This is a genomic window from Variovorax xiamenensis (assembly GCF_050916385.1).
GTDB lineage: Bacteria > Pseudomonadota > Gammaproteobacteria > Burkholderiales > Burkholderiaceae_C > Variovorax.
Window position 1 is genome coordinate 914,755 of the sequence record NZ_CP139038.1, and the last position, 19,779, is coordinate 934,533.

The following is a 19,779-nucleotide window of genomic DNA, read 5'->3' on the forward strand; positions in this document are numbered from 1 at the left end:
TTTGGACATCGGCGCGATCTCGCGATTCGCGCACCGGTGCATCAGTTCGCTCGAGGCGCAGGTAGCGCGCAATGTCCGCAGGTCGCACGAGACGCTCAGTGCTTCGCGTCATCCCTCATCCCCTTTGGTGCGCTCTCCTAAGCCTTTCCATTGGGACGTTGTCCAGCTCGTGCACCAGAACTCGGTGATAGTGCCCGTGTTGTTCTCACACCGTTGAAATCCAACCGGGACAGAGCGATGAACGCTGCGTCCCTCATGGTTTGATGATCGGCAGGCCGTAGACGGCGTGTACTTGGTTCGCAGCTGAGGTGTTCAGCGCGACTCCCGGCTGGAAACAACAAGGCCCCGAAGCATTGCCGAGCAACGGGGCTCAGAGGAGGGCGCCGGATGTCTCAACGACACTCAGGCGCAACCTGATCGAGAGCCTTCACAAGCTGTTCTGTCAGGCGAGTGCTCTGCCTCTGCGCAGGATGCACGGCGTCGGCCATGTCAGCGGCGACCACGGGAACGGCTCCCCAGTCAGCGAAAACAGCGCCCTCTTCTGTGGCTACGCGGCGTGCAATTGCGCTGTATGCGTCATAGTTCGCAGTGCCGGTGATCGTTCGCGAAATGCCCGTGATGATCACCCCGCTGCCCAGGGACTTCGCACGCTGCGCCATGGCACGCAAGGGCGCCTCATAGGGCAGGCTGTTCCCGGCATCGTTCAGGCCGTGACCCAAGACAACGATGCGTGTGTCGATGGCATGGTTCACCATGGCGGGCATGCGCAGTTGCGCGTTGTCGCCGGCTACCGTGCGGTCCACTACCCGATAGGCAGGGCGCATGCGTCGGATTCCCGCTGCCGGCGGCTCCGCTAAACGGCCAGCCGGGAAGAAAGACCCGTTCAGAATGGAGTCACCATACAAGGTGACGCTGCAATTGCGCCCGGGAGCCGCTGGCTTCGAAGGCGTCGCGACAGGCGCTGCTGTCCGCTCGGGAACCGTGGAACTGGTGCCGCACGCCGCCAATACGGCGGCCAGTACGATGGTTGCGATCTTCTGGACCTGGTTCATGAAAGAGGGCTGACTGCTGCTCGGAAGCCAGCGAGTCTACACAGCGAAATTGCCCTCTCTATTGACCTTGCGCCGCAGCCGATGAAGGGGATTCCCCCAGCTTTTGCCTGATCGCTTCCAGCATGCGATTGCCCAGCGTCAATTGACCGTGCGTTGAAATGTGCGTGTCGTTCGGAAAATAGAAATCCTTTTGTTTGATCTTCTCATGCTGGGCAAACGTGAAAAGGTCGGGGCCGAGACTTGTCTGCTGCAAAGCGTTGACGAAGCCCTGGGAGTGATCGGGCTCGAGGTAGGTTGTCCACTTGTTCGGGATCACCATCCAGAGCACCGGAGTCTTGGCGTGAGTCGCCACGGAGGCTTCCATGCTCGCGACCGCCGCAGAAGTCAGGGGGCCACGAATCACGTCATCTGCCAAGAACAATGCCATGTCGCAGCGACGGTGACTGAACAACGTGCAGCCCTCGACCACCGGGCGTGCCATGGTCATGTTGTTGCAACTCCTGCGCATCCTGCCGGCAATCGCCGCATCGGTGCACTTGCGTGTCATCCAGCCAGAGTGAAGCTGGGCTTCCCAGTTCAGGGCAAAGCCGGGGACATGTTCCAGAGGCGGTGATGGCGGTTCGATCGCTGCCGCAATCAAAGGAGGCCGCAGCGGCGTGCACTTTCGAGTTTGCGTGACTCGCACGTTCAGGAAGCGCTCCACGCTTTCGATGATGACCAGCCTGCCCCGAAAGCCGATCTGCGAAAGCCACTCGTCGAAATCGGAGCAGAGCATTTCATCGAGCTGCGACCAGTACACGGTCGAAACAGAATGGCTGTTGCTCGCCAGCACAGACTGCCAGACGTGCGAGGCGGAAAAGCTGTCTCCGATTACCAGGATGTCAGCCTTGTCGATCGGAGCACCGTCAAGCAGTTGGGGATCGATTTCCGGCGGTGCGATCTTCCAGCCGAATTCATCTTCCGAGATGCGTCCGATCCGGGAGAGGTCTCCGTACGGTGCAGCTGTCAGCAGTGACTGCAGCAGGGCACACGCACATAAGACGAAGCCCGTGAGGAATATGGACAGCCAGAGTCTCGCAGGCGTCATTGTTGAAGTGGGGTGTGCACGGCGCTCATGGGCGCTATGCTACCTGTCGCGGCGCTCTTTGATTTCAGGCGATCTTCAAGGGAGCGGGCTGGTGGGCCCCATGCCACGTGGGGCTCCCGATGCGTGGTGGCCAATCTTTTGGGCTCCGGTTCGTGCCAGCCAAGTCCCAGTCGCCAGCGTCGCTAATGGCTCTGCGTGACATTTGGGAACGTTCTTCACCATCCCGATGTGCGCCGTACCTCGGGGGCACGCGTTGGACACGCATCAGGGCAACTCCTTGCCCTCCAGGAGATGAAAGAAATGACTTTCCCCCGCCTCACGCTCAAGCTTGCTGCCGCAGGCGTCCTCGCCGCCGGTGCCTTGTTCGCCGCCGCATCCGCCAACGCCGGCACGAGCTGGTCCGTCGGCATCAACGTTCCCGGCGTGGTCGTGAGCGAGCCTGCACCGGTCTACTACGAGCCGGCGCCCGTGTACTCGCGGCCTGCCCCGACCTACTATCAGCCCGCTCCGGTGTATTCCGCTCCGGCGCCTGTCTACTACGAGTCCGGACCCACCTGGGAAGAGCGTCGTGCCCAGCGTTGGGAAGAACGCCGTGAATGGCGCCGCCGCCAGTGGGAGCGCGAGCAGCACCGCCGCTATTACGAAGATCGCTACTGAGCGGCCAGGCTGCGCTCCTCAGTCGAGCACCAGCTGCGTCTGCGTGACGACGGCGCACAGCTTGCCGTCCGCATTGGTCACCGAGGTCTGCCACACCTGAGTCGTGCGTCCGCGATGCAGCGCAACGCTGGTGCCGGTGACCGTCGTGCCGACGCGCGCGCCCGCGATGAACTTGGTGCTCGAGTCGGTCGTCGTCGTGCGCTTGCCCTCGGGCAGGTTGACGATGGTGCCGACCGCGCCGAGCGTGTCCGCGAATGCCATGTAGGCGCCGCCGTGGAGGATGCCGCCGGCGGTGCACAGGTCGGGCCGCACTTCCATCTGCGCGACCACGCGCTCGGGGGCGAGTTCGGTGAGCCGAACGCCCATGAGGCCGGGGAAGATCGTGTCGAGCAGTTTCTGCATCGCGGCGATGTCGGGCATGAATGTCTCCTTTGTTCTCGTGGAAGTTCGATGCCGATGAAGGCTCAGCCGGCCGCAGTCGCGCGCCGCAGCGCCGCGCGCGCGAGCAGGCGCGTGGAGTCCAGCGTCGGCAGCGCCGAGTTGCCGTCGTTCAGCACCAGCGGCAGCTCGGTGCATCCCAGCACCACGGCGTCGCAGCCGCGGGCCTTCAGCCCGTCGATCATTCGACGCAGCACGTCGGTCGATTCGGGCCTGATCACGCCGCGCACCAGCTCGTCCATGATGACGCGGCCCATCGTCGCGCGCTCTTCGGCATCCGGCCGCACGGCCTCCAGTCCTGCCGCCGACAGCGCCTGCGGATAGACCTCGCTGTTCACCAGCCAGTGCGTGCCCAGCACGCCCACGCTGCGAAAGCCGCGCGACACGGCTTCGGCCGCGACCACCTCGGCGATGTGCAGCCACGGCAGCGGCGACTGCGGAAGAACCAGGTGCATCGCCTGGTGGATGGTGTTGTCGGGGCAGATCAGGAAGTCGGCGCCGGCCGCCGCGAGCTTGCGCGCCGACGACAGCATCAGCTGCGCGACGCCGTCGATGTCGCCGCGATCGAGGCAATCCACGTACGCCGCGAGCGAATGCGTGTGCATCGAGACCTCGGGGTGCGCATGAGCCTGGCCCATGTAGCTGGCGCCTTCGACGCACAGCGTGCGATAGCAGAGCGCAGCGCCTTCGGCCGAACAGCCGACGATGCCGATGTGAAGTGGCATGAAGCAAATCTCCAGAAGGGACGGAAGCAGCGGAGGATGTTCTCACGACCTCCGCGACACCGCCATGCCCGCCTGGCGGTCGAGCCGCAGCGTCATCAGCGTCGCAACGGCCATCAGCAGGCCGACCACGTACCAGGCATGCCGGAAGTCCGCGAGCTCCACCGCCGGCGCGCCGCGCAATGCCTGCGAAGCGCCAAGCACCATCGCGCCCAGCGCCACGCCCAACGCGAGCGACACTTGCTGCAGCATCGTGCCGAGCGTGCTCGCGCCGGCGCGTGTCTCGTCGGGCACGTCGGCAAAAGCCAGCGTGCTGATGGCGGTGAAGTTCATCGAGCGCGCCATGCCCGCCACGAACAGCAGCGCGCACATCAGCGGCAGCGGGTCGCCGGGCGACAGCAACCCGCAGCCGAAGAGCGTTGCGGCGCAGATGGCGCCGTTCACCGTGAGCACATTGCGGAAGCCGTAGCGCCGCAGCACCGCCGTGGTGGCGCTCTTCATCGCGAGGTTGCCCGCCATGTACACCAGCAGCATCGAGCCCGCGTGAAAGGCGCTCATTCCGAAGCCGATCTGGAACATCAGCGGCAGCAGGAAGGGCGAAGCGTTGATTGCGACTCGCGAGACGAAGCCGGCCGTCGCGGTGGCCAGCGCGTAGGTAGGTACCGCCAGCGCGCGCAGGTCGAGCAGCGGCGCCGCCGCGCGCCGCGCATGCTGCACGGCGGCCAGTGCCGTCACCACGCCTGCCGCCAGCAACCCGAGTGTGACGGCCGAGCCCGGCTGCGGCCCGCCAAGGCGCGTGAGGCCTTCGACCAGCGCGGCCAGTGCGATGGCGGTGAGCACGAAGCCGGTCGCGTCGAAGCGCACCGGCGCCGCGTCGGCGCGGCGCGGAAAGAGCCGCATCACCAGCCACAGGCCCACGAGGCCCAGCGGCACGTTCAGCAAAAAGATCCAGCGCCACGACGCATGCGTGGCAATGAGCCCGCCCAGCGGCGGACCGATCACCGGCGCGATGAGCCCCGGCCAGGTGATGGTGCCGATGGCCTCGATCAGCCGGTGCTTCGGCGTCTCGCGCAGCACCACGAGCCGTCCCACCGGCGACATGAAGGCCGCCGCCGCGCCCTGCAGCACGCGCGCCGCCACGAACACCTCGAAGCTCGGCGCGAGCCCGCAGGCGAGCGAGGCCAGGGTGAAGGTGCCGACCGCCAGCGCGAACACCCGTCGCGCGCCGAAGCGCCCCGCGCACCACCCCGCCGCCGGCACCAGCGCGGCCATCGCGATCAGGTAGACCGTGACGCCCAGGCTCGCATCGAGCGCCCCGATGCCGAAGCCGGCACCGATCGCCGGCAGCGCGGTGACGATGACCGTGGCGTCCAGCGTTTCCATGAAGAAAGCGGCAGCCACGGTGAGGGCGATGCGCTTCGAGGCTGTGTCGTTCATGCGGCGAAGTCTGACACCGGCCGTCGGATAGCGCCGACAGCGGGTGGGATCGGGTCTCGTAACTATTCGGCGCCCCGAATTGAATTTCTATTGATTTCCGGAATTCGGCTTCGGCGAATTTTTATTCGGGAGGGAATTCCCTTATTCGGGAGGTCGTCATGTATTCTTTGTTTCGACCTGTGAGTCAATTTTGCGCCAATTTGAATTGAATGCTATTAATAAAGCATTACTTTCGAGGCGTTTCGCGCGTTTTCACTGTGAAATCTACGACTTAGCGTTGCATTGCAAATTTTGTCAACGTTGTTAGATTGTGTTTTCAATGGCGCCTCCGGGAGCCTCTGAATAATTAATTGATCTGACGATGGAGGCGAAATGGTCCCGTTGGAAGTCATTGGAAAAAGAGGCGGTGCGGTCAATAAGCTGGCTGCATCGGGCGAGGTTTCCCTCACGGAGGCATCGGTGGTCCGCATGGACCTGCCGCGCGCGCAGGTCAGGGGCATGCGCCGGGTCGGCAACGACCTGGTCGTCACCACCGTATCGGGCGAGACCATCACGCTGCACGATTTCTTCGGCTGGCCGGGCGAGGCGCGCAGCGACCTCGTGCTGCGCGACGCCGACGGCGGCCAATGGCTGGCGAGCCTCGGTGAAGGGCAGGGCGAGGTCGCCGCCGGCTACACCGGCATCGATTCGGTCGAGCCGCTGCTGGCCAACGCCTCGGCGGGCGCCGGCGTGCTGCCCTGGGTGATCGGCGGCGGCGTGCTGGCCGGCGCGACGCTTGGCGGTGGAGGCGGAGGTGGTGGCGATGGCATCGCACCGTTTCCGCCGTCCCCGCCGCCGCCACCACCTCCTCCTCCACCGCCTCCGCCGCCCGGCGACACCACCCCGCCCGAGCGGCCCACCAGCCTGCCCAGCAACGGCACGGCCATCGCGGGCACGGCCGAGCCGGGCGCAGTGATCAGCGTCATCGACGCTTCGGGCCGCGTGATCGGCAGCGCGACAGTCGCGCCCGATGGCAGCTACACCGTCACCCTGGGCACCAAAGCCCCCGACGGCGCGGTGCTGCAGGTGGTGGCCACCGACGCAGCCGGCAACGCGAGCCCGCCCGCCAGCGTCACGGTCGACGGCGCGGCACCGGCGGCGCCGATCCTCAATCCCACCGACGGCACGCCGATCTCCGGTTCGGCCGAGCCGGGCGCGGTGGTCACGATCAGCACGGCCGCGGGCGAGGTGCTCGGCAGTGTCACGGCGGGGCCCGACGGCAGCTTCAGCTTCACGCCGGGCGCGCCGCTGCCGGTCGGCACGGTGATCCATGCGGTGGCGCGCGACGCGGCCGGCAACACCGGCGCGCAGGGCACGGCCACCATCGAGGGCATCTCGCCCACGCCGACGGTCGACCCGACCGACGGCAACCCCATCACCGGCCGGGCCGAACCGGGCGCCGTGGTCACCGTGGTCGACAACCTCGACCACGTGCTCGGCAGCGCCACGGCCGGCCCCGACGGCCGCTACAGCATCACGCCCTCGAGCACGCCGGCCAACGGCACGCTGCTGCGCGTCTTCGCCACCGACGCGGGCGCCCAGCAGAGCCTGCCGGCCACCGTCACCGTGGACAGCGTGCCGCCCAACGCGCCGACCGTGCAGGCGACCGACGGCAGCCCGATCACCGGCACCGCCGACGCGGGCACGGTGGTCACCGTGCGCGACGGCAGCGGCACCGTGATCGGCAGCGCCACCGCGGCGCCCGACGGCAGCTACAGCATCACGCCCGCCACCGTGCCGCCGAACGGCACGGTGCTGAACGTCACCGCGACCGACGCGGCCGGCAACGCCAGCGCGCAGGCCACCACCACCGTCGACAGCGTCGCGCCCGCCGCGCCCGTCGTGAACCCGACCACCGGCGCCACGATCACCGGCACGGCCGAAGGGGGCGCGCTGGTCACGGTGCGAGACGGCAACGGCACGGTCATCGGCAGCGCCATCGCCGGCCCGGACGGCCGCTACACGGTCACGCCCTCGACGACGCCGCCGAACGGCACGGTGCTGCATGTCACGGCCAGCGACCCCGCGGGCAACACCAGCCCGGAGGCCACGACGACGGCCGACAGCGCCGCGCCGCCCGCGCCTACGCTCGACCCGACCGACGGCAGCCCGATCACCGGCACCGCCGAGGCGGGCGCGCTGGTCACCGTGAAGGACGGCGCGGGTACCGTGATCGGCAGCGCCACCGCCGGCCCCGACGGGCGCTACAGCATCACGCCCGCCACGACGCCACCGAACGGCACCGTGCTGCACGCCACCGCGACCGACGCGGCCGGCAACACCGGGGCCGAGGCGACCGCCACCGTCGACAGCGTGGCGCCGGGTGCGCCCACCATCGCGCCGACCGACGGCAGCCCGATCACCGGCACGGCCGACATCGGCGCGCTGGTGGTGGTGAAGGACGGCGCAGGCACGGTCATCGGCAGCGCCACGGCAGGGCCCGACGGCACCTACAGCATCACGCCCGCGACCGTGCCGCCGAACGGCACGGTGCTGCACGTCACGGCCAGCGATGCCGCGGGCAACACCAGCACCGAGGCCACCGCCACGGTCGACAGCGTGGCGCCCATTGCGCCCACCATCGCGCCGACCGACGGCAGCCCGATCACCGGAACGGCCGAAGGTGGGGCGCTGGTGGTGGTGAAGGACGGCGCTGGCACGGTGATTGGCAGCGCCACCGCGCTACCCGATGGCACCTACAACATCACGCCCGCGACCGTGCCGCCGAACGGCACGGTGCTGCACGCCACAGCCACCGACGCAGCCGGCAACACCGGCCCCGAGGCCACGGCCACGGTCGACAGCGCGCCGCCCATCGCGCCCACCGTGAACCCGACCGACGGCAGCCCGATCACCGGCACCGCAGAGGCGGGCGCATTGGTGGTGGTGAAGGACGGCGCCGGCACCGTGATCGGCAGCGCCACCGCCGGCCCCGATGGCAGCTACAGCATCGTGCCGCCGGGCACGCCGCCGAACGGCACGGTGCTGCATGTCACGGCCACCGACGCGGCCGGCAACACCGGCCCCGAGGCCACGGCCACCGTCGACAGCGTGGCGCCCGGCGTGCCCACTATCGCGCCGACCGATGGCAGCCCGATCACCGGCACGGCCGACATCGGCGCGCTGGTTGTGGTGAAGGACGGCGCGGGCACGGTCATCGGCAGCGCCACGACGGGGCCCGATGGCACTTACAGCATCACGCCGGCCACGACGCCGCCGAACGGCACGGTGCTGCACGTCACGGCCAGCGACGCGGCCGGCAACACCAGCACGGAGGCCACGGCCACGGTCGACAGCGTGGCGCCCATCGCGCCCACCATCGCGCCGACCGCCGGCAGCCCGATCACGGGCACCGCGGAAGCGGGCTCGCTGGTCACCATCACCGACGGCAACGGCAACACGGTCGGCAGCGCCACAGCGCTGCCCAACGGCACGTACAGCATCACGCCCGCGACCGTGCCGCCGGACGGCACGGTGCTGCACGCCAGAGCCACCGACGCGGCCGGCAACACCAGCCCCGAGGGCACCGCCACGGTCGACAGCGACTCGCCGCTGATCGCCGTGGCCATCGTCAACGACGCCAACCACGACGGCTTCATCAACGCCGCGGAGCTGGGCAGCGGCGTGACGGTGAAGGTCACGCTCGTCGCCGGCGCGGCCGTGGGAGACGTGATCGAGGTCACCGACGGCACCACCACCTCGAGCGTCACGCTCGGTGCGGCGGACCTGGCCAACGGCTTCGTCGACTTCAGCTTCGCCGCGCCGCCGGAGGGCGCCACGCTCACGGTGAACGCCACCAGCCGCGACCTGGCAGGCAACGTGGGCGCGCCGCCGGTCAGCGCCAGCGCCGTGGTCGACACGCTGCTGGCGCCGCCGGTGCTCACGGTCGGCAGCATCACCCCCGACAACATCGTCAACGCGGCGGAAGCCGGCGGCAACGTGGCGGTCAGCGGCACCGCCACCGGCACGCAGGCGGGCAACGTGGTCACGCTGGTGGTCAACGGCGTGAGCTACAGCGGCACGGTCGATGCCGGCGGCAACTGGCGCATCGACGTGGCCGGCAGCGACCTGGTGGCCGACGCGGACCACACGGTGGCCGCCAGCGTGGCCGCCACCGACGCCGCCGGCAACACCGCCAGCGGCTCGGCCAGCCAGGCCTACGAAGTGAGCGTGGCCGTGCCCGTGGTCACCATCGGCACGCCGGTCGCGGGCGACGGGCTGGTCAACGCGGCGGAAGACGGCGCGCTGGTGGTCGGCGGCACCACCGCGAACATCCCGAACGGGCAGGTCGTGACCGTCACCTTCAGCGACGGCGCCAACACCGTGACCGCCACCGCGGTGGTCGCGGGCAACGCCTGGACGGCCACGGCGGCCGACATCAGCGGGCTGTCGAACGGCCCCGTCACCGTCCGCGTGGAAGTGCAGGACACCGCGCTCAACACCGCGAGCGACACCCTCACCGTCACGCTCGACAACGCGGCGCCGACGCAGACTGCGAGCCTCACCGGCTACACCGACGATGCGGGCACGCTGCAGGGCACGTTCCCGGCGGGTACGCCGACCGACGACGCCACGCCGGTGCTCAACGGCACGCTGAGCGCGGGGCTCGGGGCGGGCGAGGTGGTGCGCATCTACGACGGCACCACGCTCATCGGCACCGCCTCGGTCACGGGCACCACGTGGACCTTCGCGCCGCCGGCGCTCGCCGACGGCAGCAGCCACACCTACACGGCGGTGGTTGCGGACGCGGCCGGCAACGAAGGCACGCCTTCCACCGGCTTCACGCTCGCGGTCGACACCACCGCGCCGACGCAGACTGCGAGCCTCACGGGCTACACCGACGACACCGGCACGCTGCAGGGCACGTTCCCCGCGGGCACGCCGACCGACGACACCACGCCCGTGCTCAACGGCACGCTGAGCGCGGGGCTCGGCGTTGGCGAGGTGGTGCGCATCTACGACGGCGCCACGCTCGTCGGCACCGCCACGGTCACCGGCACCACGTGGACCTTCGCGCCGCCCGCGCTGGCCGACGGCAGCAGCCATACCTACACGGCGGTGGTCGCGGACGCGGCCGGCAACGAAGGCACGCCCTCTGCAGGCTTCACGCTCGCGGTCGACACCACCGCGCCGACGCAGACGGCGAGCCTCACCGGCTACACCGACAACACCGGCACGCAGCAGGGCACGTTCCCCGCGGGCACGCCGACCGACGACACCACGCCTGTGCTCAACGGCACCCTGGGCGGCGCGCTCGTCGCGGGCGAGGTGGTGCGCATCTACGACGGTGCGACGCTCATCGGCACCGCCACGGTCACGGGCACCACGTGGACCTTCGCGCCGCCCGCGCTGGCCGACGGCAGCACGCACACCTACACGGCGGTGGTCGCCGATGCCGCGGGCAACGAAGGCCCTCGCTCGGCCGGCTTCACGCTCGCGGTCGACACCACAGCGCCGACGCAGGCGGCCACGTTCACCGGCTACACCGACGACGCCGGCACCGACCGTGGCGACTTCCCCGCGGGCACGCCGACGGACGACACCACGCCCGTGCTCAACGGCGCGCTGGGAGCGGCGCTCGGGGCGAGCGAGGTGGTGCGAATCTACGACGGCGCCACGCTCATCGGCACCGCCGCGGTCTCCGGCACCACGTGGACTTTCGCGCCGCCCGCGCTGGCCGACGGCAGCACCCACACCTACACGGCCGTGGTCGCGGATGCCGCGGGCAACGAGGGGCCGCGCTCCGCGGGCTTCACGCTCACTGTCGATGCCACGCCGCCCGCGCAGACCGCCGCCATCGCGAGCTACACCGACAACGCCGGCACCAGCCAGGGCGACTTCCCTTCGGGCACGCCGACCGACGACACCACGCCGGTGCTCAACGGCACACTGAGCGCGGCGCTGGCCGCGGGCGACGTGGTGCGCATCTACGACGGCACCACGCTCATCGGCACAGCCACGGTCACGGGAACCACGTGGACCTTCGCGCCGCCCGCGATTTCCGACGGCAGCACGCACAGCTACACCGCCGTGGTGGCCGACGCCGCCGGCAACCAGGGCGCGCTTTCGGCCGCGTTCGTGCTGGCCGCCGACACCACAGCGCCGCTGCAGGCCGCGGCCATCGCCACCTACACCGACAACGCCGGCATCGACCGCGGCGAGTTCGGCAACAACACCGTCACCGACGACACCTCGCCGGTTCTCAACGGCACGCTGAGCGCGGGGCTCGGCGCGGGCGAAGTGGTGCGCATCTACGAAGGCGCCACGCTGCTGGGCACCGCCACGGTGACGGGCACGGCCTGGAGCTTCGCCGCGCCGGGGCTGGTCAACGGCACCACCCACACCTACACGGCCGTGGTGGCCGATGCGGCCGGCAACGAAGGCCCGGTGTCGGCGGGGTTCACGCTGTCGGTTAGCACCACCGCGCCGGCGCAGACCGCCACCATCGCCAGCTACACCGACAACGCCGGCACCAGCCAGGGCGACTTCCCCGCGGGCACGCCGACCGACGACACCACGCCCGTGCTCAACGGCACGCTGAGCGCCGCCGCCGGCCCGACCGACGTGCTGCGCATCTACGACGGCGCCACGCTGCTGGGCACGGCCACCGTCACCGGCACCACATGGAGCTTCGCGCTGCCGGCGCTGGCCGATGGCAGCACGCACAGCTACACGGCCGTGCTGACCGATGCCGCCGGCAACGAAGGCACGCCGTCGCCGGCCTTCGCGCTCGCGGTGGACACCACCGCGCCCACGCTCACCGCCGCGCTCACCGGCTACACCGACGACGCAGGCACCGACCAGGGCAGCTTCCCCGCGGGCACGCCGACCGACGACACCACGCCGGTGCTCAACGGCACGCTGAGCGCACCGCTGGCGGCCGGCGACGTGGTGCGCATCTACGAGGGCGGCACGCTGCTGGGCACCGCCACCGTGAGCGGCACCGCATGGAGCTTCGCCACGCCCGTGCTGGCCGGCGGCAGCAGTCACACCTACACGGCGGTGGTGGCCGACGCGGCGGGCAACGAAGGCGCGCCTTCCGCAGGCTTCACGATCACCGTCGACACCACCGCGCCGCTGCAGACCGCCGGCATCGCGAGCTATACCGACGACACCGGCACGCAGCAGGGCACGTTCCCTGCGGGCACGCCGACCGACGACACCACGCCTGTGCTCAACGGCACCCTGGGCGGCGCGTTGGCCGCGGGCGAGGTGGTGCGCATCTACGACGGCGCGACGCTCATCGGCACCGCCACAGTCACCGGCACCACCTGGACCTTCACCGCGCCCGCGCTGGCCGACGGCAGCACCCACAGCTTCACCGCCCGGGTGGCCGACGCCGCGGGCAACGAAGGGCCGGCGTCCGCGCCATTCACGCTCACGGTCGACACCGCTGCGCCGGCGCAGACCGCGAGCTTCACAGGCTATGCCGACGACACGGGCACCAACCAGGGCAGCTTCCCCTCGGGCACGCCGACCGACGACACCACGCCGGTGCTCGGCGGCACGCTGAGCGCGCCGCTGGCGGCCGGCGACGTGGTGCGGATCTACGACGGCGCCACGCTGGTCGGCACCGCCACGGTGACGGGCACCACGTGGACCTTCGCGCCGCCCGCGCTCGCCGACGGCAGCACGCACAGCTACACGGCCGTGGTTGCCGATGCGGCCGGCAACCAGGGCACGGCATCGCCGGCGTTCACGCTGACCGTCGACACCACCGCGCCCGTGCAGACCGCCAGCCTCACCGGCTACACCGACGACACCGGCACGCAGCAGGGAAGCTTCCCGGCGGGCACGCCGACCGACGACACCACGCCGGTGCTCAACGGCACGCTGAGTGCCGCGCTGGGCGCGGGCGAGGTGGTGCGCATCTACGACGGCGCCACGCTGGTGGGCACCGCCACCGTCAACGGCACGGCATGGACCTTCGCCACGCCGGCGCTGGCCGACGGCAGCAGCCACACGTACACCGCCGTGGTCGCCGATGCCGCCGGCAACGAAGGCCCGGCTTCCGCGCCGTTCTCGCTCACCGTCGACACCACCGCACCGGCGCAGCTCGCAACCGTCGCGAGCTTCACTGACAACACCGGCATCGTGCAGGGCGACTTCCCCGCCGGCACGCCGACCGACGACACCACGCCCGTGCTCAACGGAACGCTGAGCGCGGCGCTGGCCGCGGGCGACGTGGTGCGCATCTACGACGGCGCCACGCTGGTCGGCACGGCCACCGTCACCGGCACCACATGGACCTTCGCCACGCCCGCGCTGGCCGACGGCAGCAGCCACACCTACACGGCAGTGGTGGCCGATGCCGCCGGCAACGAAGGCACGCGCTCGGCCGGCTTCACCTTCGGCGTCGACACCACGCCGCCGGCGCAGACCGCGGCCATCGCGAGCTACACCGACAACACCGGCACCAACCAGGCCGACTACGGCAGCGGCACCACCACCGACGACACCACGCCGGTGCTCAACGGCACGCTCAGCGCGGGCCTGGCCGCGGGCGACGCGGTGCGCATCTACGACGGCGCGACCTTCCTCGGCACCGCCACAGTCACCGGCACCACGTGGACTTTCTCGCCGCCCGCGCTGGCCGACGGCAGCATCCACACCTACACGGCGGTGGTCGCCGACGCGGCCGGCAACCAGGGCGCGGCGTCGCCCGGCTTCACGCTGATCGTCGACACCACGGCTCCGGCGCAGACGGCCGCCATCGCCAGCTACACCGACAACGCAGGCGCCACGCAGGGCAACTTCCCCGGCGGCACGCCGACCGACGACACCACGCCGGTGCTCAACGGCACGCTCGGCGGGCCCATCGGCGCGTCGGACGTGGTGCGCATCTACGAAGGCGCGACGCTGCTCGGCACGGCCACCGTCACCGGCACCTCATGGAGCTTCGCGCTGCCCGTGCTGGCCGACGGCAGCACGCACACCTACACGGCGGTGGTCGCCGATGCGGCGGGCAACCAGGGCACGCCCTCGGCGGGCTTCACGCTCACGGTCGACGCCACGCCGCCGGCGCAGACGGCCGCCATTGCCACCTACACAGACAACGCCGGCAGCCTGCAGGGCGACTTCGCCGGCGGCACCAGCACCGACGACACCACGCCGGTGCTCAACGGCACGCTGAGCGCCGCGCTGGGCGCGGGCGAGGTGGTGCGCATCTACGACGGCGCCACGCTGGTCGGCACCGCCACCGTGAACGGCACCGCGTGGACCTTCGCCACGCCCACGCTCGCCAACGGCAGCACGCACACCTACACGGCGGTGGTCGCCGATGCCGCGGGCAACCAGAGCGCGCCTTCCGCGGGCTTCACGCTCACGGTCGACACCACGCCCCCGGCACAGACCGCCGCCGTCGCCGCCTTCGCCGACAACGTGGGAACGGTGCAGGGCAGCTTCGGCAGCGGCACCGTCACCGACGACACCACGCCGGTGCTCAGCGGCACGCTGAGCGCGGCACTGGCTGCGGGCGACGTGGTGCGCATCTACGACGGCGCCACGCTCGTCGGCACCGCCACGGTCACCGGCACCACATGGACCTTCGCGCCGCCCGCGCTGGCCGACGGCAGCACGCACACCTACACGGCCGTGGTGGCCGACGCGGCCGGCAACCAGGGCACGGCCTCGGGCGGCTTCACGCTCACGGTCGATGCCACGCCGCCCGTGCAGAGTGCCGTCATCGTCAGCTACACCGACAACGCCGGCACCAACCAGGGCAGCTTCGGCAGCGGCACCGTCACCGACGACACCACGCCGGTGCTCAACGGCACGCTGAGCGCCGCGCTGGGCGCGGGCGACGTGGTGCGCATCTACGACGGGGCCACGCTCGTCGGCACCGCCACGGTCACCGGCACCACGTGGACCTTCGCGCCGCCCGCGCTCGCCGACGGCAGCAGCCACAGCTACACCGCGGTGGTGGCCGACACCGCCGGCAACGAGGCGGCCGCCTCGGCGCCCCTGACGCTCACGGTGGACACCACGCCGCCCGCGCAGACCGCGCTGATCGTCAGCTTCACCGACGACGTCGGCATCAACCTCGGCAATTTCGGCAGCGGCGTGCCCACCGACGACACCACGCCGGTGCTCAACGGCACGCTGAGCGCCGCGCTGGCCGCGGGCGAGGTGGTGCGCATCTACGACGGCGCCACGCTCATCGGCACCGCCACGGTCGCCGGCACCGCCTGGACCTTCGCCACGCCGGTGCTGGCCGGCGGCAGCACGCATGTGTACACCGCGGTGGTGGCCGACGCGGCCGGCAACCAGTCCGCGGCCTCGGCCTCCTTCACGCTCGCGGTGGACGTCACAGCGCCGACCGCCGCCATCGACATCGCGTCGATCAGCGACGACACCGGCAGCAGCCTCACCGACTTCCTCACGCGCGACACCTCGCTCACCGTCAACGGCACTGTGGGCGCGCTGGGCGCGGGCGAACGCGCGCAGATCAGCATCGACGGCACCAACTGGATCGACCTCGCCGTGACCGCCGGCGCGTGGTCGTTCGTGGACGCGCGCGTGCTCACGGGCGGCACCTACACCTACCGGGTGCGCGTGATCGACGCGGCCGGCAACCTCGGGCCGACCGACACGCAGGCGGTGGTGGTGGACCTCACCGCGCCCACGCAGGTGGCGGCCATCGCCAGCTTCACCGACAACCTGGGCGCGGTGGTCGGCAACTTCCCGGGCGGCGGCGTCACCGACGACACCACGCCGGTGCTCAACGGCACCATCAGCGCCGGCGTGGCCGCGGGCGACACGCTGCGCATCTACCAGGACGGCGTGCTGGTGCGCTCCATCGTGCTCGCGGCCGGCCAGACCAGCTGGACGTATGCGCCGCCGGTGCTGGGCTTCGGGCTGCACAGCTACACCACGACGCTCGTCGACGCCGCCGGCAACGAGAGCGCGCCGGGCACGCCCTTCACGCTCACGGTGGACGCGCTGGCCACGCTCACAGCGCTGGCCACCGACACCGGCTTCTCGTTCTCGGGCGGGTTCTCGAACAGCACCACGGTGCTCAACACCGACTTCGTCACGCGCGATTCGACGCCGCTGCTGACCGGCACCATCGGCCGGCCGCTGCAGGCCGACGAAGTGGTCACCATCAGCCTGGACGGCGGCCTCACCTGGATTCCGGTGCAGGACGTGGACGGCGCCACCACCTGGAGCTACGCGCCGCCCGCGTTCGCGGCCACCGCCACCGTCGCCGCGCAGGTGCGCATCGAGAACGCAGCCAACGGAACGCACGGCAGCGCGGTGACGACCAGCTTCACTGTCGACCTGAGCGCGCCGGTGCTCTCGCTCAGCGCGCCCGATTTCGTCAACGCCGCCGCCATCGACCCCGACGGCGACAAGACCATCGCCGCGGGCACGGCAGTGTTCGGCAGCACGGTGGACGGCACCGTGGAGGCCGGCGCCACGGTGGCGCTGATCAACGACGTGAACCACGACGGCACCTACACCGAAGGCGTGGACACGGTGCTGGGCTTCGCCGTGGCGGACGCCAGCGGCGCGTGGTCGATCTCGGCCGCGCTCGCCGCGTCGGCCACGCCGTACCACCTCGGCTACGTGGTGTGGGACGCCGCGGGCAACCGCACGCGCCTGAGCGCGACCAGCGAGGTCGACGTGGTGACCACGCTCGACCACCTGGCCGCCGCGGCCAGCTCGCACGGCACCAGCAACACCACCGGCTTCGGCGGCGGGATGGCGATCAACCTGCAGGGCAACTGGAGCTTCGCGGGCGACCAGGCTGTCTACAACGGCACCTCGCGCACGTCCTACGTCACCAGCGATCTCGCGGTGCAGCTGCTGTCGGGCGGCGGATCGACCGCGTACTCGTTCTTCGACTACAACATGGACGGCATCCTCGACGTCCTCGGCACCGACAACAACGCGGGCGGCGTCAACAGCACGCCGCTGTGGACCGGGGCGCTGGGCCTGGGCTACACGCCCGGCGCGGTGGGCACCGGCCTCACCGGCGTGTCGAACGGCGGCGTGGCGGTGCTCGACATGGACGGCGACGGCTTCCTGGACGCCATCGTCGGCGACGGCGCGGGCGACTCCGCCTCGTTCATCAAGAACACCGCGGGCGTCCTCGGGACCTACGGCAACAGCACCGGCATCGGCCTCACCGCCGCGGGCATCGCCAACCTGCAGACCGGCCGCGAGGTCTCGGGCGTGGACCTGAACAACGACGGGCGCGTGGACCTCGCGCTGCACACCACCACGACCACCACGCTGGGCAACAACAACGACTTCACGCTCACGCTGCTCGCCAACAACGGCAAGAGCAGCCTCAACGGATCGAACTGGACCGAGTCGCAGGCCATCAACGACGTGTTCGCCACCAACGCGAACACCCAGAACTCCTCCGATCCGGTGTCGCTCACCTGGGCCGACTTCAACAACGACGGCTGGCTCGACCTGTACGTCAACAGCAGCAGGGCCGCCAGCGCGAGCAGGGTCTACCTGAACAACGCGGGCACCCTGTCGACCACCGGCGTCGCGGTGGCCAACGACACGCTGGCCGGCGACGCCTCGGTGGCGGTGGACTGGAACGGCGACGGGCGCATGGACGCCATCGAGCTCGACTACGCCACCGGCGTGGCCAACCTCTACACCAACAGCGGCAACGTGGCCGCGGGCGGCTGGGCCACGCGCCAGCTCGCCAGCCTGGGCGCCAACAACGTCAACAGCATCGCCTCGGCCGACTACGACTGGGACGGCGACGTCGACCTGCTGGTGGGCATGAACGGCAGCACCGCCACGCAGCTCATCGCCAACACCAACCAGGTGAAGGACGGCACCTCGCTGCACCTGCGCATCCTGAACGCGCAGGGCTACAACGTCTATTTCGGCAACACGGTGCAGGTGTTCAACGCGCAGGGCGCGCTGGTGGCCACGCAGATCATCAATCCGCAGTCGGGCAGCTGGGGCAACGACAGCTCGGGCATCGTCAACGTCTTCGGGCTGGACCCTACGCAGACCTACACGGTGAAGCTTCTGGCCAACAGCAACGGCGCCTCGTCCACCTACAGCTGGACCGTGACCCCGGGCGACGCCACCAGCGCCCAGGTGCTGAGCACCACCGACACGGCCGTGCTGCTGCCCAACGTGATGACGGGCACCGGCTACGACGATGTCTACGTGGTGAACAACGTGCTGGGCGGCAGCGCTGTCTACAACGGCGGCGGCGGCTGGAATGCGCCGCTGCTGCCGGGCGAGACCCGGACCTGGTCGGCCACCGGCGGCATGGACATCGTGGACTTCCGCAACGCCAACAACGGCGTGGGCGTGGACCTCACCACCAACCTCGTGACGGGCTGGGGCATCCTGGGCACGGTGAACAACGTCGAGGGCGTGCGCGGCAGCGCGCTGGGCGACACCTTCGTCGGCAGCCTGGGCGACAACATGTTCGAGGGCCGCGGCGGCAACGACACCTACTTCCTGGGCGTGGGCGGCGGCAACGACAGGGTGGTCTACAACGTGGTCAACGCCGCCGACAAGGCCACCGGCGGCAACGGCAGCGACGTGGTCAACGGCTTCACCCTCGGCAGCATGGCCAGCGCCGCGAGCACCGATGCCGACCTGCTCGATCTCGGCGGGCTCCTCGCGGGCTACACCGGCACAGCCCACGTGTACCGCGACCCGGCCACCGGCAACTACGCGCTCGACCCCTCGTCGGCCGGCCTGCTCAACTACATCCACGTGACCACCGCGGGCGGCAACACCTTCATCGCCGTCGACCTCGGCGGCACCGGCAGCTTCGGCGCGCCGCTGATCACGCTGACCGGCGTGACCACCTCGCTGGAGACGCTGCTGGCCAACGGCCAGCTGCTGGTGGGCGGCGCGGGCAGCACCGGCATCCAGTCGCTCGGGGCCTTCGACACGGCCGCCGCCGACACCGCGGCGGCGCAGAAGGCCGAGGTGGCGCCCGCCGATCCCGTGCCGGACCCGCAGCCCGCGAGCGCGCCGGAAACCACGGCGACGCCCCAGAGCACGACGGAAGGGGGCCACGAGACCCTGCTCTACAAGCTGCTCGTGGCGGCCGGCGACACCGGCGGCAATGCCTTCTCCGAGGTGAACGACTTCCAGGTGGCAGCCTTCGACACCGCGCCCGGCGCCGACCGCATCGACCTGTCGGCGCTCCTGACCGACTATGCGGCCCACACCGGCGATCCGCTCGCCAACTACCTGCAGCTGACCCAGTCCGGCGGCAGCACGGTGCTGAGCATCGACCGCGACGGCGCGGGCAGCGCCCACGCGATGACGCCGCTGATCGCGCTCAACGGCGTGAGCACAGATCTCGCGACGCTGCTGGCCAACCATCAGCTGGTGGTGGTCTGAG

At 70.5% G+C, this 19,779-nt stretch carries 7 protein-coding genes; 2 read left to right on the forward strand and 5 right to left on the reverse strand.

Annotated features, from left to right (window positions below; genetic code table 11):
- Positions 1-392: 392 nt before the first annotated feature.
- Positions 393-1,052 carry an SGNH/GDSL hydrolase family protein gene (locus SFB74_RS04000; RefSeq protein WP_432729394.1) on the reverse strand — a complete coding sequence of 220 codons (660 nt, stop codon included), beginning with the start codon at positions 1,050-1,052 and terminating at the stop codon, positions 393-395.
- Between the two features lie 58 nt (positions 1,053-1,110).
- Complete coding sequence (locus SFB74_RS04005; protein WP_432729396.1) at positions 1,111-2,139, reverse strand: hypothetical protein; 1,029 nt, start codon at positions 2,137-2,139, stop codon at positions 1,111-1,113.
- A gap of 300 nt (positions 2,140-2,439) precedes the next feature.
- On the opposite strand from SFB74_RS04005, the gene SFB74_RS04010 reads away from it, so the two are divergent.
- Positions 2,440-2,796: a hypothetical protein gene (locus tag SFB74_RS04010; RefSeq protein ID WP_432729398.1), complete on the forward strand. Its 357-nt coding sequence runs from the start codon at positions 2,440-2,442 to the stop codon at positions 2,794-2,796.
- Positions 2,797-2,814: 18 nt separating this feature from the next.
- Here the strand turns inward: SFB74_RS04010 and SFB74_RS04015 are convergent, their stop codons facing one another.
- Genes SFB74_RS04015 through SFB74_RS04025 form a run of 3 tightly spaced genes read right to left on the reverse strand, consistent with a single transcriptional unit; the run spans position 2,815 to position 5,393 of the window.
- Complete coding sequence (locus SFB74_RS04015; protein ID WP_432729400.1) at positions 2,815-3,216, reverse strand: PaaI family thioesterase; 402 nt, start codon at positions 3,214-3,216, stop codon at positions 2,815-2,817.
- A 44-nt stretch (positions 3,217-3,260) separates the two neighbouring features.
- Positions 3,261-3,959, reverse strand: a complete 699-nt coding sequence (locus SFB74_RS04020; protein WP_432729402.1) for an aspartate/glutamate racemase family protein — start codon at positions 3,957-3,959, stop codon at positions 3,261-3,263.
- A 42-nt stretch (positions 3,960-4,001) separates the two neighbouring features.
- Entirely contained in the window at positions 4,002-5,393 is a 1,392-nt protein-coding gene (locus tag SFB74_RS04025; protein ID WP_432729403.1) for an MFS transporter, read from the reverse strand.
- 372 nt (positions 5,394-5,765) lie between these two features.
- On the opposite strand from SFB74_RS04025, the gene SFB74_RS04030 reads away from it, so the two are divergent.
- Positions 5,766-19,778 (forward strand): Ig-like domain-containing protein, encoded by a 14,013-nt coding sequence (locus tag SFB74_RS04030; RefSeq protein WP_432729404.1) that lies wholly within the window; start codon positions 5,766-5,768, stop codon positions 19,776-19,778.
- Position 19,779: the final 1 nt, after the last annotated feature.